At 76.4% G+C, this 17,089-nt stretch carries 22 protein-coding genes; 11 read left to right on the forward strand and 11 right to left on the reverse strand.

Annotation, left to right across the window (positions count from 1 at the left end):
* Positions 1 to 199 precede the first annotated feature (199 nt).
* Genes BLS21_RS20515 through BLS21_RS20525 form a run of 3 tightly spaced genes read right to left on the reverse strand, consistent with a single transcriptional unit; the run spans position 200 to position 2,183 of the window.
* Positions 200 to 904, reverse strand: a complete 705-nt coding sequence (locus BLS21_RS20515) for a hypothetical protein (RefSeq protein ID WP_091222962.1) — start codon at positions 902 to 904, stop codon at positions 200 to 202.
* Positions 898 to 1,824, reverse strand: coding sequence for an ABC transporter ATP-binding protein (locus tag BLS21_RS20520; RefSeq protein ID WP_091222964.1), 927 nt, complete (start codon positions 1,822 to 1,824; stop codon positions 898 to 900). The genes BLS21_RS20515 and BLS21_RS20520 overlap by 7 nt, the downstream gene beginning before the upstream one ends.
* Positions 1,821 to 2,183 (reverse strand): GntR family transcriptional regulator, encoded by a 363-nt coding sequence (locus BLS21_RS20525; RefSeq protein ID WP_091222966.1) that lies wholly within the window; start codon positions 2,181 to 2,183, stop codon positions 1,821 to 1,823. Before BLS21_RS20525 ends, BLS21_RS20520 begins: the two co-directional genes overlap by 4 nt.
* 168 nt (positions 2,184 to 2,351) lie before the next feature.
* Here BLS21_RS20525 and BLS21_RS20530 point away from each other — a divergent pair, with 168 nt between their 5' ends.
* The 6 genes from BLS21_RS20530 to BLS21_RS20555 are packed head-to-tail and all read left to right on the forward strand — an operon-like array spanning position 2,352 to position 6,811.
* Positions 2,352 to 2,654, forward strand: coding sequence for an urease subunit gamma (locus BLS21_RS20530; RefSeq protein WP_091222968.1), 303 nt, complete (start codon positions 2,352 to 2,354; stop codon positions 2,652 to 2,654).
* Positions 2,651 to 2,953 carry an urease subunit beta gene (locus BLS21_RS20535; RefSeq protein WP_091222970.1) on the forward strand — a complete coding sequence of 101 codons (303 nt, stop codon included), beginning with the start codon at positions 2,651 to 2,653 and terminating at the stop codon, positions 2,951 to 2,953. Before BLS21_RS20530 ends, BLS21_RS20535 begins: the two co-directional genes overlap by 4 nt.
* The gene (locus BLS21_RS20540) at positions 2,953 to 4,674 is read left to right on the forward strand and encodes an urease subunit alpha (protein ID WP_091222972.1); all 1,722 of its coding nucleotides are present in this window, start codon (positions 2,953 to 2,955) and stop codon (positions 4,672 to 4,674) included. The genes BLS21_RS20535 and BLS21_RS20540 overlap by 1 nt, the downstream gene beginning before the upstream one ends.
* Positions 4,674 to 5,399 (forward strand): urease accessory protein UreF, encoded by a 726-nt coding sequence (locus BLS21_RS20545; RefSeq protein ID WP_175479677.1) that lies wholly within the window; start codon positions 4,674 to 4,676, stop codon positions 5,397 to 5,399. The genes BLS21_RS20540 and BLS21_RS20545 overlap by 1 nt, the downstream gene beginning before the upstream one ends.
* Before the next feature lie 18 nt (positions 5,400 to 5,417).
* Positions 5,418 to 6,107, forward strand: a complete 690-nt coding sequence (ureG, locus tag BLS21_RS20550) for an urease accessory protein UreG (protein ID WP_091222974.1) — start codon at positions 5,418 to 5,420, stop codon at positions 6,105 to 6,107.
* Complete coding sequence (locus BLS21_RS20555; protein ID WP_091222976.1) at positions 6,104 to 6,811, forward strand: urease accessory protein UreD; 708 nt, start codon at positions 6,104 to 6,106, stop codon at positions 6,809 to 6,811. Before ureG ends, BLS21_RS20555 begins: the two co-directional genes overlap by 4 nt.
* A gap of 144 nt (positions 6,812 to 6,955) precedes the next feature.
* Here the strand turns inward: BLS21_RS20555 and BLS21_RS25335 are convergent, their stop codons facing one another.
* Positions 6,956 to 7,117 carry a hypothetical protein gene (locus BLS21_RS25335; protein WP_175479678.1) on the reverse strand — a complete coding sequence of 54 codons (162 nt, stop codon included), beginning with the start codon at positions 7,115 to 7,117 and terminating at the stop codon, positions 6,956 to 6,958.
* A gap of 96 nt (positions 7,118 to 7,213) precedes the next feature.
* Between BLS21_RS25335 and alc the strand changes: the two genes are divergently transcribed.
* Genes alc through BLS21_RS20575 form a run of 4 tightly spaced genes read left to right on the forward strand, consistent with a single transcriptional unit; the run spans position 7,214 to position 9,375 of the window.
* Positions 7,214 to 8,335, forward strand: coding sequence for an allantoicase (gene alc, locus BLS21_RS20560; RefSeq protein WP_091222978.1), 1,122 nt, complete (start codon positions 7,214 to 7,216; stop codon positions 8,333 to 8,335).
* A 44-nt stretch (positions 8,336 to 8,379) separates the two neighbouring features.
* Positions 8,380 to 8,673, forward strand: a complete 294-nt coding sequence (locus BLS21_RS20565; RefSeq protein ID WP_091222980.1) for a DUF4333 domain-containing protein — start codon at positions 8,380 to 8,382, stop codon at positions 8,671 to 8,673.
* A 24-nt stretch (positions 8,674 to 8,697) separates the two neighbouring features.
* Complete coding sequence (locus BLS21_RS20570) at positions 8,698 to 9,189, forward strand: hypothetical protein (protein WP_091222982.1); 492 nt, start codon at positions 8,698 to 8,700, stop codon at positions 9,187 to 9,189.
* A 3-nt stretch (positions 9,190 to 9,192) separates the two neighbouring features.
* Positions 9,193 to 9,375, forward strand: coding sequence for a hypothetical protein (locus BLS21_RS20575; RefSeq protein WP_091222984.1), 183 nt, complete (start codon positions 9,193 to 9,195; stop codon positions 9,373 to 9,375).
* Positions 9,376 to 9,393: 18 nt separating this feature from the next.
* On the opposite strand, the gene egtE is transcribed toward BLS21_RS20575, so the two are convergent.
* The 7 genes from egtE to egtA form a co-directional block, all read right to left on the reverse strand.
* Complete coding sequence (egtE, locus tag BLS21_RS20580) at positions 9,394 to 10,524, reverse strand: ergothioneine biosynthesis PLP-dependent enzyme EgtE (RefSeq protein WP_091222986.1); 1,131 nt, start codon at positions 10,522 to 10,524, stop codon at positions 9,394 to 9,396.
* Between the two features lie 75 nt (positions 10,525 to 10,599).
* Entirely contained in the window at positions 10,600 to 11,364 is a 765-nt protein-coding gene (locus tag BLS21_RS20585) for an anti-sigma factor (RefSeq protein ID WP_091222988.1), read from the reverse strand.
* Complete coding sequence (locus tag BLS21_RS20590; protein ID WP_245700624.1) at positions 11,345 to 11,944, reverse strand: RNA polymerase sigma factor; 600 nt, start codon at positions 11,942 to 11,944, stop codon at positions 11,345 to 11,347. Before BLS21_RS20590 ends, BLS21_RS20585 begins: the two co-directional genes overlap by 20 nt.
* Positions 11,945 to 12,163: 219 nt before the next feature.
* Positions 12,164 to 13,132 carry an L-histidine N(alpha)-methyltransferase gene (egtD, locus tag BLS21_RS20595; RefSeq protein ID WP_091222990.1) on the reverse strand — a complete coding sequence of 323 codons (969 nt, stop codon included), beginning with the start codon at positions 13,130 to 13,132 and terminating at the stop codon, positions 12,164 to 12,166.
* Between the two features lie 37 nt (positions 13,133 to 13,169).
* On the reverse strand, positions 13,170 to 13,859 hold the full coding sequence (gene egtC / locus BLS21_RS20600; protein ID WP_091222992.1) for an ergothioneine biosynthesis protein EgtC: 690 nt from the start codon (positions 13,857 to 13,859) through the stop codon (positions 13,170 to 13,172).
* A 1-nt stretch (position 13,860) separates the two neighbouring features.
* Complete coding sequence (gene egtB / locus BLS21_RS20605; RefSeq protein ID WP_091222994.1) at positions 13,861 to 15,168, reverse strand: ergothioneine biosynthesis protein EgtB; 1,308 nt, start codon at positions 15,166 to 15,168, stop codon at positions 13,861 to 13,863.
* Entirely contained in the window at positions 15,165 to 16,418 is a 1,254-nt protein-coding gene (egtA, locus tag BLS21_RS20610) for an ergothioneine biosynthesis glutamate--cysteine ligase EgtA (protein ID WP_091223213.1), read from the reverse strand. The genes egtB and egtA overlap by 4 nt, the downstream gene beginning before the upstream one ends.
* Positions 16,419 to 16,578: 160 nt before the next feature.
* Here egtA and BLS21_RS20615 point away from each other — a divergent pair, with 160 nt between their 5' ends.
* The gene (locus BLS21_RS20615) at positions 16,579 to 17,052 is read left to right on the forward strand and encodes a DUF309 domain-containing protein (protein WP_091222996.1); all 474 of its coding nucleotides are present in this window, start codon (positions 16,579 to 16,581) and stop codon (positions 17,050 to 17,052) included.
* Positions 17,053 to 17,089 lie beyond the last annotated feature (37 nt).

The following is a 17,089-nucleotide window of genomic DNA, read 5'->3' on the forward strand; positions in this document are numbered from 1 at the left end:
CTGCCCCGGAGACGGGGTGGGAGAGTAGGACGCCGCCGGACAACTCCTCCATGAAGGGCCCTCACCACCACGGTGAGGGCCCTTCATGCATTCCCGGAACAGGCCGCCCCGCCGGCCCCCCGAGTGGCCGTGCCGCCCACGGCAGCGAGCTCCGGTCCCGTGGTGGCGGAACCGGAGCCCCCTGGGTGTCCGGCCTGCGTCAGGGGACGACGCGACGGATGCCGGCGAAGGCGAGTGCGCCCAGCAGCGCGGTGAGAGCGAGCGGCAGGCCGACGGTGAGGGTCATCAGCGACTGGTCGGCCAGCCAGCGGCCGAGGTCCGGCCAGGCGTCCATCCAGGTGATGAGCACGGCGGCTCCGCCGAGGACGGCGATGCTGCCGATGACGAGGCCCCAGACGCCGTTCGGGCCCCAGCGCTTGGACACCACGCCCATGCCCACGCCCGCCGCGATGAGGGCCAGCAGCGGAGCACCGGAGGCCGCGACCTGGGAGGCGAAGCCGTCGACGTCCAACGGTGGCGGCGTCCAGAACTGCAGACCCACTCCCCAACCCCCGGTCGCCGACTCGACGACGTCCAGGAGGGCCAGGACGACGCCGAACCCGAGGGCCATGCCGACGGCGACCAGGCAGGTGCCCAGGAAGTAGCTCCGCCGGCTGAGGCTGATGCCCATCGCGAACGGCATCAGCTGCGTCACCGCCTGGACGAACACGACGAGCACGGTGATGTAGAGGGCGGAGACGCCGCCGGTCACGCCGTTCTCCCCCTCGAGGGAGCGGATGTCGATGATCCGCCAGACGGCCCAGTTGATGGCGAAGCTGAGGGCCCCGACCGCCCAGGGCACCCCCAGGCTGACCATCGGGTGCACCAGCTGCAGACGGGCCGCGGCCAGGACACGGTTCACCACGAGACCTCCTCGAGGTCGGGACGGGCGGAGGAGCCGGGGCGGGTGCTCCCCAGGCTCATGGCCACGACCAGCTGCTGGAGCGTGACCGGCTCCCAGGACAGTCCGGCGTCGACGGCGCCGTCTCCGTCGGAACCGTCCGTCAGCCGGACGACGGATCGGCTCCGGCCGGCGAGGGACTCGGAGTGCAGCAGCTCGTGCTGCTGCGCGAAGGCGGCCACCCGGTCGCTGGGGCCCGTCACGGTGACCGCGCTGCCGCGCAGCGACTCGGCGTCCGCATCGAGCACGACCCGGCCGCGGTCGATGAGCAGCACCCGCTCGAGCAGGGGTGCGATCTCCTCGATCAGGTGGGTCGAGAGCACGACCGTGCGCGGGTGCTCGGCGTAGTCGGCGAGCAGCCGGTCGTAGAACAGCTGCCGCGCCACGGCGTCCAGACCCAGGTAGGGCTCGTCGAACAGCGTGACCGGTGCCCGGGAGGCCAGGCCGACGACGATGCCGACGGCGGAGGTCATGCCGCGGGAGAGCTTCCTGACCGGCCGCTTGACCGGCAGGTCGAAGTCGCGCAGCAGCTCGGCGGCGAGGTCGGCGTCCCAGTCGGGGTAGACCAGGGCCGCCGCGTCGAGGGCGTCGCGGACCCGGAAGTGGTCGGGGTAGCGCTGTCCCTCCTTGACGAAGCAGATCCGGGAGAGGACGCCGTCGTTCTCGTAGGGGGCGCCGCCGAGGACCTCGACCGAGCCGCTGGTCGGCAGGCGGTGGCCGGTGAGCAGCTGCATCAGCGTGGTCTTGCCGGCGCCGTTGCGGCCGAGCAGCCCGGTGATGCTGTCCCGCTCGATCACCGTGCTGACGCCGTCCAGGGCGGTGTGCCCACGGAAGCGCATGGTGACGTCGCGGACGGTGGCCGCCGCGGTGGTGGGCGGGGTCATCGCTGCTCCTCCCAGCTGCCGATCATGGCGGTGAGCTCGTGGACGGAGATGCCGAGCTTGCGGGCCTCGGCCATCAGCGGGCTGACGTACTGGTCGGCGAACTCGCTGCGCCGGCGCTTGAGCAGCTGTTCGCGGGCGCCGGTGGCGACGAACATCCCGACTCCTCGTCTCTTGTAGAGGACCCCGTCGGCCACCAGCTGGTTGAGCCCCTTCGCGGCGGTGGCGGGGTTGATGCGGTGGAAGGCACTGAGCTCGTTGGACGAGGGCGCCTGGCTCTCCTCGGCGAGTGAGCCGTCGACGATCGCGTTCTCGATCTGCGCCGCGACCTGCCGGAAGATCGGGCCCGCGTCCTCGTTCACGGCGCGGTCCCGGTGTGCCGACCAGGGGCCTCGCGGTCCCTGGGTTCATTACTCATGTAATGAACCGTAGAGGTGGTGCCCGGCCGTGGGCAAGCCCTCCGCGCGCAACGTCGCTGTCACACGGTGCCGCTAGCGTCCGGGCTCCGCCCACGTCCGGAGGTCTCCCGCGTGCACCTCTCCCCGCACGAACAGGAACGGCTGCTGCTCTCCTACGCCGCCGAGCTGGCCCGCCGACGGCGGGCGCGGGGGCTGCGGCTCAACCTCCCGGAGGCGACGGCGATCGTCACCGACCACGTCCTCGAGGGCGCCCGCGACGGCGTGCTGGTGGCCGAGCTGATGCAGTCCGGCCGCACGGTGCTCGCCCGGGACGACGTGATGGACGGCGTCCCGGAGCTGCTGGAGGAGGTGCAGGTGGAGGCGACCTTCCCGGACGGGACCAAGCTCGTGACCGTCCACCACCCCATCCCGTGATCCCCGGTGAGGTCCTCGCGGCCGAGGGGACGATCGAGACGCTGCCGGGCGTGCGGCGGATCGAGGCCGAGGTGACCAACACCGGCGACCGGCCGGTGCAGGTGGGGTCGCACTTCCACTTCGCGCAGGCCAACCGAGCACTGGAGTTCGACCGCGCATCCGCGCACGGTCACCGCCTCGACGTCGCGGCGGGCACCGCCGTCCGCTTCGAGCCGGGGATCACCCGCACCGTGACCCTGGTCCCGTTGGCCGGGGCGCGCGTCGTCCCCGGGCTCACCGCCGAAGGGGGCCTGTCCTAGTGGTCCGGCTGTCCCGCGAGCGCTACGCCCAGCTGTACGGCCCCACGACCGGCGACCGCGTCCGGCTGGCCGACACCGACCTGCTCGTCGAGGTGGAGGAGGACCGCTGCGGCGGCCCCGGCCGGGCCGGCGAGGAGGCGGTGTTCGGCGGCGGCAAGGTGATCCGCGAGTCGATGGGCCAGGGCCGGGCCACCCGTGCCGAGGGCGCGCCGGACCTGGTGGTCACCGGCGCCGTCGTCCTCGACCACTGGGGCGTCGTCAAGGCCGACGTCGGCGTCCGCGACGGCCGGATCGTGGCGCTGGGCAAGGCAGGCAACCCCGACACGATGGACGGCGTCCACCCCGATCTGGTCATCGGGCCGGGCACCGAGGTGCTCGCCGGCAACGGCCGGATCCTCACCGCCGGCGGCATCGACTGCCACGTGCACCTCATCTGCCCGCAGATCGTCCCGACGGCGCTCGGCTCGGGCGTGACGACGCTCATCGGCGGCGGCACCGGGCCCGCCGAGGGCTCGAAGGCCACGACCATCACCCCCGGCGACTGGTACCTGGCCCGGATGCTCGAGGCGATGGACCCGTGGCCGGTCAACGTCGCGCTGCTGGGCAAGGGCAACACCGTCTCGCACGAGTCGATGGAGGAGCAGCTCCGCGGCGGGGCGAGCGGCTTCAAACTGCACGAGGACTGGGGCTCCACGCCCGCGGCGATCGACGCCTGCCTCACCGTGGCCGGGCGCAACGGCGTCCCCGTGGCGCTGCACTCGGACACCCTGAACGAGGCCGGGTTCGTCGAGGACACCCTGGCCGCGATCGCCGGCCGGAGCATCCACGCGTACCACACCGAGGGTGCAGGGGGCGGGCACGCGCCCGACATCATCACCGTCGCCGGCCACCCGAACGTGCTGCCGAGCAGTACCAACCCGACCCGGCCGCACACGGTGAACACCCTCGACGAGCACCTCGACATGCTCATGGTCTGCCACCACCTGGACAGCTCCGTGCCCGAGGACCTGGCCTTCGCCGAGAGCCGCATCCGGCCGACGACGATCGCCGCCGAGGACCTGCTGCACGACCTCGGGGCCATCTCGATGATCGGCTCGGATGCGCAGGCGATGGGCCGCGTCGGAGAGGTGGTGCTGCGCACCTGGCAGACGGCGCACGTGATGAAGCGCAAGCGAGGGGCGTTGGCCGGGGACGGCGCGGCGGACAACCTGCGGGCGCGCCGCTACGTCGCCAAGTGCACGATCTGCCCGGCCGTGGCGCACGGGATCGACGGCGAGGTGGGCTCGGTCGAGCCCGGCAAGCTCGCCGACCTGGTGCTGTGGGACCCGCGGTTCTTCGGCGTCCGGCCGCACGCGGTGCTCAAGGGCGGCGTCATAGCCTGGGCGCAGATGGGCGACGCCAACGCCTCCATCCCGACCCCGCAGCCGCAGCTGCCGCGGCCGATGTTCGGGGCGTACGGCCGGGTGCCGGCGCGGACGTCGCTGCACTTCGTCGCACCGGCCGCCGTGGAGGCGGGGCTCGCGGACCGGCTCGCCGTCGACCGGCGGCTGGTCGCCGTCACCGACACCACGCGGCTGACCAAGGCCGACATGCCGGAGAACACCGCGCTGCCGGAGATCCGGGTGGACCCCGACACCTTCACCGTGCGGGTGGACGGCGAGGTGTGGGAGCCCGAGCCGGTGCGCGAGCTGCCGATGGCCCAGCGGTACTTCCTCTTCTGATGACGGCAGCGCTCCTGACCCTGGCCGACTCCCGGCTGCCGGCCGGCGGGCACACGCACTCCGGCGGCGTGGAACAGGCGATCGCGGCCGGGGTCGTGCACGACCCGGCGACGCTCACGGCGTTCCTGCGGCGTCGCCTGCACACGGCGGGCGCCGTGGCTGCCGGACTGGCGGCCGCGGCGACGGCACTGTCGTCCTCCGGACGACACCGCGGCCAGGTGCCGTTCCCGGTTGCGCTGAGCCCTGCCAGCTGCTCCTCGGGGGAGTCTCCGGCCCCCGCCTCGTCGGAGCTCGTCGCTGCGCTCCTGTCCCTGGATGCGGAGGCCGACGCGCGGACCCCGTCACCGGCACTGCGGGCGGCGTCCCGGCAGCAGGGGCGCGGGCTGGTCCGCGTGGGGCGGCGCGCCTGGCCCTCGCCGGTCTGGGACGCGCTGCCCGAACGGCCGCACTCCCCGCTCGCCCTGGGCGTCGCCGCCGCGGTGGCCGGGCTGACGCCGCGGGACGCCGCCGCGGCCGCCGCGTACCTGTCGGTCAGCGGTCCGGCGACCGCCGCCCAGCGGCTGCTGGCCATGGACCCGCTCGCCGTCGCCGCCCTCACCGCCCGCCTGGCCCCGGAGATCGACGAGGTCGCCACGGCGGACGGCGTCCCGGCGGCGGCGGACCCCCTGCTCGACCTGCTCGCCGAGGTGCACGCCGCACGGAAGGACCGGTTCTTCGCCTCATGAACCCGATCGGGAGTCCCCATGCCGCCTGACCACAACCTGGACGACTACGTCGACGCGCCCGCGCCGCACCGGCACTCCCCGGAGGGCAGGCCTGGACCCCTGCGGATCGGCCTCGGCGGACCCGTGGGATCCGGCAAGACGGCGCTGGCCGCGGCGCTGTGCCGCACGCTGGGGCCGGAGTACGACCTCGCCGTCGTGACCAACGACATCTACACGACCGAGGACGCCGACTTCCTGCGCCGCAACGCCGTCCTCCCCGACGACCGGATTGAGGCGGTGCAGACGGGGTGCTGCCCGCACACCGCGATCCGCGACGACATCACCGCCAACCTCGACGCCGTCGAGCTGCTCGAGGCCCGGCACCCGGGGCTGGAGCTGGTGCTCGTCGAGTCCGGCGGGGACAACCTGACGGCCAGCTTCAGCTACGGCCTGGTCGACGTGCAGGTGTTCGTGATCGACGTGGCCGGCGGCGACAAGGTGCCGCGCAAGGGCGGTCCCGGGGTCACCGCCGCCGACCTGCTGGTGGTCAACAAGACCGACCTCGCCCCGCTGGTCGGCGCCGACCTGGGGGTCATGCGACGGGACGCGGACGCGGTGCGCGGCGGCAGGCCGACGCTGCTCGTCTCGCTGCGCGAGGACCCGAGCGCGGCCGCGGTGGCCGACTGGGTGCGCGAGCAGATCAGGGCCCGCAGCGTGCAACCCGCGTGAGGACGCTCGTCGAGGTCGTCGCCTGCCGCGGCCCCGGCGGGCGCACCGTGCTGCCGGTGGTCCGCGCGGGCGGGCAGTACGCCGTCCGCCGGACCGGCCCGGGGACGGTGCACCTCGTCGCCACCGCCTTCGGCCCGCTCGGCGGGGACGACGTGACGGTCCGGCTGGTCGTGGAGGAGGGCGCCCGGCTGTGCGTGCGCTCGGTCGCCGCGGCGGTCGCGCTGCCCTCCCGCGGCGCCGCCCGGCCGTCGGTGCAGCGCATCCGGGCCACCGTGGCCGGGGAGCTCGACCTGGCGCCGGAGCCGACCGTCGTCGCCGCGCGCGCCCGGCACGTCGCGGAGCTGGAGGCGGAACTCGGGCCCGACGGCGTGCTCACCGCCGCGGAGCAGGTGCTGCTCGGACGGCGGGGCGAGGAGCCCGGCCGCTGGACCGGCACCACGCGGGTGGTCCGCGCCGGCCGGCCGCTGCTGCACACCACGGTCGACCTCGGGCCGGGCGCCCCGGCCTGGCTTCCGCCGGTGGCTCCGCGGGCGTACGCCTCCACCGTGCACACGGGCAGCGACGAGCGGCCGGTCGCCACGGGGGAGGACGCCGTCCGGCTGCCGCTGCCCGGCGGGTGGACGGCGACGGCGTGGGGCACCGAGCTGCACCGGGTCGCCGGTGCGGTGGCCGGCCTCACCGCCCCTGAGCGGGAGACCGCCTGAGGTGAGGTCGCGAGCCTCCCGACGGGCAGAGCCGCGCCCCCCGTCGCCCGCACCTGCGGGGGGCTGCGAGGGCGCGCCCCCTCCCCGGGTGCCTCGCAGGCCCGGGGACGCCGAGGAGCCGGGCTCCCTGCAGGAGGTCCTCTCTCAGCTGCGCTGCTCGCCCTCCTCGCGGGCGGCCTGGTCGAGCACCTGGGGGTCGTCCTGGACGCCGCCCGCGGGGTCGGCGTTGCCGAGGGCCGTCTCGGCGGGCAGCTGCTCGACGTGCTCGCGGGCGCGCTCGCGCAGGTCGTCGGTGGGTTCGGACACGGGTCCTCCTCGAGGGCGACTGGTCGGGCACCGGTGCCCTACCCGCCCCGTGCCACAGTGACCCCCCGCGCGACCCTGCGACCGGCGAGGAGCCCGATGAGCGATCCCACCCGCCTGCCCGACCTGGCCAGCCGCGCGCTGGGCGGAGCGGTCCTCGCGGCCAACGACGAGTCCTTCGCCGCCAAGGAGAACCTGGTGCTGCCGCACCCGGCGCAGGCGCTGCCCGGCTTCGGCCACCGCGGCAAGGAGTACGACGGCTGGGAGACCCGGCGCCGGCGCTCCCCGGGGTCGGACTGGGCGATCGTCCGCCTGGGCGTGCCGGGCATCGTGTCGGCGGTCGTGGTCGACACCGCGCACTTCACGGGCAACTTCCCGCCGCAGGCGTCGGTCGAGTGCGCAGCGGTCGAGGGCCACCCCACCGTCGCCGAGCTCGAGCGCGCCGACTGGCAGCCGCTCCTGCCGCTGTCGGACCTCGCCGGCGACACCGCCAACACCTTCCCGGTCGACTCGGCCCGGCGGGTCACCCACGTGCGGTTGACCATCACGCCCGACGGTGGCGTGGCCCGGCTGCGGGTGCACGGCACCGCCGTCCCCGACCCGCGCCTGCTGGACGCCGGCCCGGTCGACCTGGCCGCGCTGGAGAACGGCGCCCTGGTGACCGGGGTGAGCGACGCCTTCTACGGCCGCCCGGTGCAGCTCGTGTCGCCGGGGCTCGCCCGGTCGATGGGGGAGGGCTGGGAGACCCGCCGGCGGCGCGGGGAGGGCAACGACTGGGTGGAGCTGTCGCTGGCCTGCGAGGGCGTGGTCACCCTCGCCGAGCTGGACACCTCGTACTTCCTGGGCAACGCGCCCGGGTCTGCGTCCCTCACCGGCAGCGGCCCGGACGGCGAGGTCGTCGTCCTGCCGCGGACCCGGCTGCAGCCCGACACCCGGCACCGCTTGGTCCTCGACGGTGGCCCGGCGGTGGACCGGGTGCGGCTGGACGTCTTCCCGGACGGCGGCATGGCGCGGCTGCGGCTGTGGGGCCGGCCGACCGCTGCCGGGCGCGAGGCGCTGGGACGGCGCTGGTTCGACGCGCTGCCCGACGTCCAGGCGCTGGAGGTCCTGCAGGGGGCAGGGGTGGCGCCGGCCGAGGCCGGCCGGCTGGTCGGGGCCCGCCCACTGGGCGCGGACCTGACCCCGCCGGTGGCCCGGCTGGTGCAGGGTCGCGGGCGGTGAGCGAAGCGGTCCGGTGCACCAGGGGGCGCCGCTAGGGTTCGCCCGTGCCGCGCCGCCTCCTGCTGCTCGCCGTCGCGCCCGTGCTGGGGCTCGGCCTGACCGCCTGCGGCTCGTCGATCGGGAAGGACGAGCTGGAGACACAGGTCGCCAGCACCCTCGAGTCCCAGTTCGGCGTCGCCGCCGACGTCTCCTGCCCCGGCGACCTCGACGCCGAGGTGGACGCCACGACCGAGTGCTCGGCCACCGATCCGGACACCGGCGAGAAGATCGGGCTGCGGATCACCGTCACCTCGGTCGAGGGCGACACGGCGGACTTCGCCATCGAGCCGGTCGACTGACCGGCACCCTCGGCTGAGTCGGGGATGGCATACGCGTCCGAGCCGTGGTCGGAGCTCTACGTCGCCATGGCGGGAGCCGCCGCCGCGCTGCTCGGCCTGCTGTTCGTCGCCGTCTCCATCAACCTCGAGCAGGTGCTGCGGATCGCCTGGCTGCCGTTGCGGGCCGGGGAGACCCTCGGGGTGCTGGTGGTCCTGCTGACGACCGCGGTCTTCGTGCTCGTCCCGGGCCAGTCCCCGACGGCGCTCGGGCTGGAGCTGGCCGGCACCGGCCTGGTGCTGATCGGCTGGGACGGGGCGCTGCGGGTCCGACGCGGGCGGCCCGCGGGCGCGCAGGCACGCAGCATCGTCGTCCCCGCGGTGATCGTGGCCTGCACCGGTGCGCCCCTGGTGACGGCGGGCGCGACGCTGGTCGCGGGCGCCGGCGGCGGGCTGTACTGGACGGTGCCCGCGCTGGTGGCCGGTTTCGTGGGCGCCGTGTTCAACGCGTGGGTGCTGCTGGTCGAGATCCTGCGCTGACACGTGACCGGGACACCGGCGGGCAACCCGGTCGAGGGCTGGCTGCGCTGCGGCCCGGTCGCCGCGCGGCACACCGTCGTCGCGGGACGGTTCGTCGTCGAGGACGGCGTCCCCGTGCACCCGGGCCTCGACGATCAGCTCACCGTCCGCCGCCGGGTGTCCGCGCGCACGCAGGCCGCCGTCTGAGGAGGACGGGGTCCCTCCTCAGAGGGCGGTGGCGAGGGCCTCGAGGTCGTCGACCGTGGCGTCCAGGTGCGGCGAGACGCGCAGCACCGGCCCGGTCATCTCCTCCGGCGCCCGCTGCGGGCCGATGGCGGTGGTGACGATGCCGTGCTCGGTGAGCAGCCGGGCCCGCGTGGTGACGACGTCGACGCCGTCCGGTGGGCGCAGCGTCGTCGTGGCGGTCGGTTCGTCGAGGGGCTCGACCACCCGCCAGCCGGCGGCACCCTCGAGCACCTCGCGGGCGGCCCGGCCCAGCGCGGCCAGGCGCTCGTGCACCCGGACCGGCCCCCCGGCCAGGTGCTCGCCCACGGCCAGGACCAGCCCGACCCGGCCGGCGACGTGCGCCTCCCCGGACTCGAAGGCCCGCAGCGGCGGGACGTCGTCCGGCGGGGTCAGCAGCGGGGTGAGCTCGGTGGTGACCGCCGGCCGCACGCACAGCAGGCCCACCCCGCGCGGCCCGGCCAGCCACTTGCGCGAGGTCGAGTAGACGACGTCGGCGCCCAGGTCGGTGACGACGTGCCCCAGCGACTGCGCCGCGTCGAGCACCAGCGGCACCCCGGCCTCGCGGCACAGCGCGGCGACCTCGGCGGCCGGCTGGACGACACCGCGGTGGCTGGCGACGTGGGTCAGGTGCACCACCCGCGGCGGGTCGCCCGCCAGCAGCCGGGCCACGCCGTCCAGGTCGGCCCGCCCGAGGTCGTCGACCGGCAGGTGCTCGACGGACAGCCCCGCCGCCCGCAGTTGCGCCGCGTTGGGCGCGTACTCGCCGGGCAGGCACGCCACCCGCGCCCCGGCCGGCAACCGCCACCCGGCGAGCAGCGTGGCCAGCGCGGCCTGCGCGGACTCGACGAAGACGACGTCCGCGGCGGCCATCCCGACCAGCCCGCCGATCACCGACCGGCCCTGCTGCAGCAGGTCCTCGGCGGTCGCCTCGGCCACGTACCCGCCGAGCTCGGCCTCGTGGCGGGCGTGGTGGGCGGCGGCCTCCAGCACCCGGTGGCTCTGCCGGCTGCACGCCGCGCTGTCCAGGTGCCGGCCCGCCGGGCGGGGCCGGGCCGAGCGCCACGCGGCGCCGAGGTCCTCGTGGACGAGGGCGGGATGGAGCGTCGTCACGCCCCCACGCTAGAAGAAGGACCCTCCTGCTCCCCACTGCTCGCCGGCTCGCGGCGGGCCCCTGCAGGAGGGCCGTCAGGCCAGCACGCCGCGGGCGACCGAGACCCCGGAGTGCCGCGGGTCGCCGTCCAGCTTCTCCACCGAGACGTCGACGACCGGGAACTGGGTGAGGTCGACACCGGGGGGCACCTCGACGGTCACCTCGCCGCCGCCCTGGACCACCCCGAGGGAGTACATCCGCTCGACCTCCTCGTCGATCAGCCACACCTCGTAGAAGCCGTCGTCCGGGTCGGCGGCGGACAGGTCGACCTCGAGCACGCGGGTGCCGTCGTCGCGCTCCAGCACGCGGGCCTCGCCGGTGGCGTCGCCGTCGTCGAGCGGGTCCAGCGCGGCCGCGGCGACGGTCTGCCCGTCGTCGTCCCCCGTGCCGAGGGCGACCGCGCCCGCGCCGATGCCGACGCCGACGACCAGGGACGCCGCGACGGCGAGCAGCAGCCGCGAGCGCCGGGTGCGCAGCGGCACGACCGGCGCCGGGGTGGGGGTCGGCGCCGGCGGGACGACGGCGGGCGGCGGGCCGGCCGGGACCGCGGCCACCGCCTCGGGACGCGGCGCGGTGGTGACCCCGGTGGCGGCGGCGATCCCCGCCCACACACCCGGGGGCGGGGGGACGGCGGCACCGGGCGCGGCCAGCTGGGGGACGGCGAGCGCGTCGACCGCGCGGCGCAGCGAGGCGACCTCCTCCCGGCACTGCGCGCAGGAGTCGAGGTGGGTGGCGTCGTCGGCGGGCAGCGGCTCGTGCAGCGCCGCGAGCGCCAGCTGCTCAGGCGTGCAGTGCCGCACCGTCCACCTCCAACCGTGACCTCAGGCGTTCGAGGGTGCGCCGGATGTGGGACTTCACCGTGCCGAGCGGCAGCCCGGTGCGGTCGGCGATCTGGGTGTGGGTGAGGTCCTCGAAGAAGGCCAGCTCGATGATGCCCCGCTGCGGCTGGCCCAGTTGCTCCAGCTCGCCGAGGAGCAGCACCCGGTCGGCGACGGCGGTGTCGACCTGCGGGCCGGTGCCCTCCGTCGCGGAGCGGGCCTCGGTGACCGCGGCCTCGGCGGCGCGGCGCTGCCGGTCGCGCCGGGCCCACGTGTCGGCGATCTTGTGCCGGCAGATGCCGACCAGCCAGGCCGCCAGCGGGCCCTGCTCGGGGCGGTAGCCGCTGCGGCCGGTCCAGGCGGAGACGAAGACCTGCTGGGTGACGTCCTCGGCGTCCGGACCCGGACCGAAGGCCCGCACCGCCATGCCGTGGACCTGCCCGGCGAAGCGCTCGTAGGCCCAGGCCAGCGCCTGCTCGTCACCGGCGGCGAACCGGCGGCCGACCTCGGCGTCGTCGGGCCCGGGATCGGCGTCCCGCAGCGGTGCGACGTCCGGGGGCACCCGCCCGACCCTAGCCGTCCGGGGTGCCGGCAGCCCGGTCACGGCAGCGGCAGCTGCCCGGCCCGGCCCGGCCCGGCCCGCGGCGATCATGGGGTCCGGGTGGCGACACACCGTGTCCGGACGGCATGTCGCCACCGCAGCTTCACGATCAACGCGGCCTGCGGCCCGTGGGCGCTGGTCCGGTGCGGAGGGGCGAGGACCCCGAGGCCGACGCCGGTCTCAAGCGGGCCCGGAGAGCGAGACGCCGAAGTCGCCGTCGGGGTCGGTCCACCACCGCGTCATCCGCAGGCCCGCCGCCGCCAGCTCGGCCTCGACCCGCTCGCGGCGGAACTTCGCCGAGACCTCGGTGCGCAGCTCCTCACCGGCGGCGAACCGGACGTCGAGGTCGAGTGCCGGGACGTGCACCACCTGGTCGGTCAGGGAGCGCAGCCGCATCTCGATCCACTCGTGCTCGGCGTCCCACACGGCGACGTGCTGGAAGGCAGCGGGGTCGAAGTGGGCGCCCAGCTCGCGGTCCAGCACGCGCAGCACGTTGCGGTTGAACTCCGCGGTGACCCCCGCGGCGTCGTCGTAGGCCCGCACCAGCCGGGCCGGGTCCTTGACCAGGTCGGTGCCGAGCAGGAAGGAGTCCCCGGGCTGCAGCGTGCCGGCCAGGTCGTCGAGGAACGCCGCCCGCGCCTCCGGCTCCAGGTTGCCGATGGTCGAGCCGAGGAAGGCCACCAGCCGGCGTCCCGACCGCGGCAGCTCGCCCAGGTGCCGGGTGAAGTCGCCGACGACCGCCGCCACCTCCACGCCGGGGTACTCGGCGGTGATCGCCGCCCCGGCCGCCTGCAGCACCGACGGGTCGACGTCGCAGGGCACGAACCGGCGCAGCGTGCCGGCGTCGCGCAGCGCGTCCAGCAGCAGCCGGGTCTTCTCCGACGTCCCGCTGCCGAGCTCCACCAGGACGTCCGCGCCCGACGCGGCGGCGATCTCGGGCGCGTGCGCGGCGAGCACGGCCCGCTCGGCGCGGGTCGGGTAGTACTCCGGCAGCCGGGTGATCTCGTCGAACAGCTCGCTGCCCCGCTCGTCGTAGAACCACCGCGGCGGCAGGCTCTTCGGCGTGGCGGTCAGGCCGGCGCGGGCGTCGGCGCGCAGCTCGTCCGCGGCGTCCTCGGGGGCGAGGTGGTTGGTGAGCGGGATCGACACGGTGCTCCAGTGCTCGTCGGGAGGCGGGCAGGATGGGTCAGGACAGCGGCGTGGTGGTCAGGCCGTCGGGGGTGACCTCGACCAGCGACCGGTCGGGGACGTCGGTCCACCGCGGGTCGTCGTCCCACGGCTCGCTGGCCAGCGCGGTGCCGTCGGCGGTGACCAGCGCCGACAGCGTGTCGCCCCAGGTGGTGGCCAGCAGGCGGGTGCCGTCGGCGGCGAGCAGGTTCAGCCGGGCGCGGGGGTCCGCGGCACCCACCTCGCGCACCGTGTCGGCCAGGGCGTCGAGGCCCCGGTCGAACACCAGCGCGGCCAGCAGCGCGCTGTCGACGGTCGACTCGGCGTCCCGCACCGGCGGCAGCACCGCGCGGTCCACCCGGCCGTTGTGCGACAGCAGCCACCGCCCGTCGGTGAACGGCGCCGCCGCGCTCTCCTCCAGCGGCATCCCGACGGTGGCCGAGCGGACGGCGGCCACCACGCACCCGGAGGAGAGCACCGGCGCGACCGAGGCGAACGACGGGTCGCCCCACAGCGGCCGGGCCGAGCGCCAGCGGGCCGGCCGTGCCCGGCCGGGGGAGAAGAAGCCCACGCCCCAGCCGTCGGCGTTGACCGTGCCGTACCGCTGGCGGCGCGGCGCCCAGGCCTGCACGAGCAGCGAGGACGGCGGCTCGAGCACCAGCTCGGCCAGCGTCCGCGGCCGGCCGAGCCAGGCGAGGTGGCGGCACACCCTAGGCGTCCCAGGCCAGCCGGAATCCGCTGAAGACCTGCCGGCGGATCGGGTGGTCCCAGTTGCGGAAGCTGGGCCGCAGGATCGACGCGTCGACCGCCCACGACCCGCCGCGCAGCACCTTGTAGTCGCCACCGAAGAACGGTGCCGAGTAGTCGGCGTAGAGCATCGGCCGGAAGCCGGGCCACGGGGCGAAGTCCGAGGAGGTCCACTCCCAGACGTCGCCCACCATCTGCTCGGCGCCGCAGGCGGAGGCGGAGGCGGGGTAGGCGCCCACCGGGGCCGGGCGCAGCGCGTCGCCGCCGAGGTTGGCCAGGGCGGCCGACGGCTCGGCCGACCCCCACGGGAAGCGGCGGCGCCGCTGCGTGGCCGGGTCCCAGACGGCGGCCTTCTCCCACTCCACCTCGGTGGGCAGCCGCGCGCCCGCCGGGGCCGCTCCGGTCACCCCGGCCCAGGCCGCGTACGCCTCGGCCTCGAAGTACGTGACGTGCTGGACCGGTTCGTCGGGCGGGACGGTCTCGACGACGCCGAAGCGGGTGCGGGTGCCGTCGGCGCTCCAGAACTGCGGGCGCTCCAGCCCGGCCTCGACCCGGTGCGCCCAGCCCCGCTCGGACCACCAGCGCCGGTCGCCGTAGCCGCCGTCGGCGACGAAGGCGGCGTACTCGGCGTTGGTCACCGGGACCCGGCCGATGCGGAACGGCGGGACGTCGACCCGGTGCGCCGGCCGCTCGTTGTCCAGGGAGAACGGCTCGTCGGCGGCATCCACGCCCAGGACGAACTCCCCGCCGGGCACGGGCACCGACGTGCCGGCCACCCCCGGCCGGCCCGGCGGCAGCGACGTCCCGGCGCCCAGCAGCGGCGGGCCGGTGCGCAGGTTGAGCGCCTGCAGCATCGTCTCGTCGTGCTGCTGCTCGTGGCTGACGACCATCGCGAAGTCGAACGGGTCGCCGTCGTCGTCCCGGCCGAGGCGGCCCAGCCGGTCGAGCACCCGGCCGCGCACCTCGCCGCAGAACGACCGCGCCTCCACCGGGGGCAGCAGCGGCAGCCGGGAGCGGACGGCGCGCGGGTGGGTGAACGCGTCGTAGAGCGCCTCGACGTCGGGCGACAGCAGCCCCTGCCGGCGGGCGTCGCCGCGGCGCAGCAGCCAGAGGTCCTCCTGCTGGCCGACGTGCGCGAGGTCCCAGACGAGCGGGCTGAGCAGCGGGGTGTGCTGCCGCAGCAGCTCGGGCTCGTCGTGGTCGGTGAGCCGCAGCGTGCGCTGCCGGGCGGCCTCGAGGTCGCGGGCGAGGGTCTCGGTCAGGTCGGTCACCGGGGAGCTCCCGTGGCGGAGAGGAGGGCGGCGGTGGGGCCACCGGCCCGGGCGGTGCCGAGCAGGGCGTCGCCGGGGCAGCGGCCCCGGTCGACGAGGTCGGCGAGCGCCTCCACCTCCGGCCGCAGGGCGGCGGGGACGGCGGCGCAGGCGGCGGCGAGGCAGGCGCGGGCCGCGGCGTGCAGCGCGGGGTCGGCCAGGCCCGCGCGCGCGGCACGGTCCCAGGCGGTGGCGACCGGCAGGGTGGCCGCCGCGGCGTGCCCGGCCGCGACCGGGTCGTCGAGCAGCACCGTCGTCACCGCGGCCAGCGCCGGCCACCACGGCTCGGGCGCGGCGTCGAGGTAGCGGATCTCCAGGTAGCCGCGGGGGCGCACCGGCGGGAACAGCGTGGTCAGGTGGTAGTCGAGGTCGGCGGCGGAGGGCACCCGCCCGCCGAGGGGGACCTCGCCGGTGACCCACTCGGCGAAGCTGACCCGTTCGCCGACAGGCGCGGCCCCGCCGTCGGGGTCGCGCACCAGCATCACCGGCGCGGCCAGCGCGTACGCGGCCCACTCGCCCGCCGGGTCGGCGCCACCGAGCAACGGCCCGCAGCGGGCCTGGTCGAGGTCGCTCCAGACCCGCTGCCGGTGCGACACCCAGCCGGTCGGCCGGCCGGCGGCGAGCGGGGAACAGGCCGCGACGGCGACCAGGGTGGGCCCCAGCTGGTGGGCCAGGGCCACCCGCTCGCTCCAGCCCGCGCAGGGCCCGGCGTCCAGGTTGACCTGCAGCGCGGCGGTGCCGGCCATCATCGCCGTCCCCGCCTCGGCGCAGCCGACGGCGGCGAAGTGCTCCTCCATCGCGGCGTAGCGGGGGGCCGGGCAGACCCGGGCCGGGGGCCGCAGCGGGTCGGCGCCCACCGGGGCCACGGCCAGCCGCTCGGCGGCCAGGGCCGCGGCGAGCACGTCGCGGTCGGCCCGCAGCGCCGCCACCGCGGCGGCGACGTCCGTGCACGGCGGGCCGGACAGCTCCACCTGGCCGCCGGGCTCGAGGGTGACCCGGCTGCCGCCGGGGAGCGCGGGCAGCGCGTCGACCAGGTCGCGGATCCGCTGCCAGGGCACGCGCGACGCTGGCGCGTCGAGGTCGACCAGGTGCGCCTCGAGCTCCAGGCCGACCGGACCGACCGGGTCCGGGCGCAGCGCCGCGTCGGCGACGTGCGCGACGGCGGCCTCCAGGTCGAGGACGACCGTGCGTTGCTCGGTGACCGGGGCCACGGGCCCCACCCCCTCCAGGTCCGGACCGGTCGGTAACGACCGCGGGTCGGTGCGGGGGCGGCCCGTCGTGCGGCCGTCCTCGAGCTCCATCCTGCACGGGCCCACCGACGGAACGCACGACCCGGCAGCGCACAACCGGTGTCCGCGCCAGGATCGTGGGGTGGACGTCGACCGGGACCGGGATCCCGCTGGCCGCGCGCGCAACGCCCGGCCGCGCGACGCGCTGGGGCGCCCCCTGCCGCGGGGTGCCGTGGGGGAGGAGCGGGCGCCGGAGGGCGTGCTGCGGACGCCGGACCAGGCGCTCGCCGAGGCCCAGCAGCTGCTGGACGCCGGGCGGCCCTTCCACGCCCACGAGGTGCTCGAGGACGCGTGGAAGTCCGCGCCGGACCCGGAGCGGCAGCTGTGGCGCGGGCTGGCCCAGCTCGCCGTCGGGCTGACCCACGTGGCGCGGGGCAACGACCGCGGCGCCGAGCGGCTGCTGGAGCGCGGCGCGGGCAACGTCGCCGCCTACGCCGACGCCCCGCCGCACGGCATCGACGTCGCCGGCCTGGTCGCCTGGGGCCGGGCGCTGGCCGCCGCGCCGCCGTCGTCCCGCGACGCCGCCGCGCTCGCGCCCCGCCTGCGGACGGGGTGACCCTGCCCCCACCGCGTGCCGGGGCTCCCGCGGCCGG

The organism is Geodermatophilus siccatus, from assembly GCF_900103785.1.
Taxonomy (GTDB): Bacteria; Actinomycetota; Actinomycetes; order Mycobacteriales; family Geodermatophilaceae; genus Geodermatophilus; species Geodermatophilus siccatus.

Bases quoted from the DNA above. Each gene is read 5' to 3' on its own strand.
- alc (WP_091222978.1), top strand. From the start codon at position 7,214: ATGAGCGATCCCACCCGCCTGCCCGACCTGGCCAGCCGCGCGCTGGGC.
- BLS21_RS20520 (WP_091222964.1), bottom strand. From the start codon at position 1,824: ATGACCCCGCCCACCACCGCGGCGGCCACCGTCCGCGACGTCACCATG.
- BLS21_RS20545 (WP_175479677.1), top strand. From the start codon at position 4,674: ATGACGGCAGCGCTCCTGACCCTGGCCGACTCCCGGCTGCCGGCCGGC.
- ureG (WP_091222974.1), top strand. From the start codon at position 5,418: ATGCCGCCTGACCACAACCTGGACGACTACGTCGACGCGCCCGCGCCG.
- BLS21_RS20570 (WP_091222982.1), top strand. From the start codon at position 8,698: ATGGCATACGCGTCCGAGCCGTGGTCGGAGCTCTACGTCGCCATGGCG.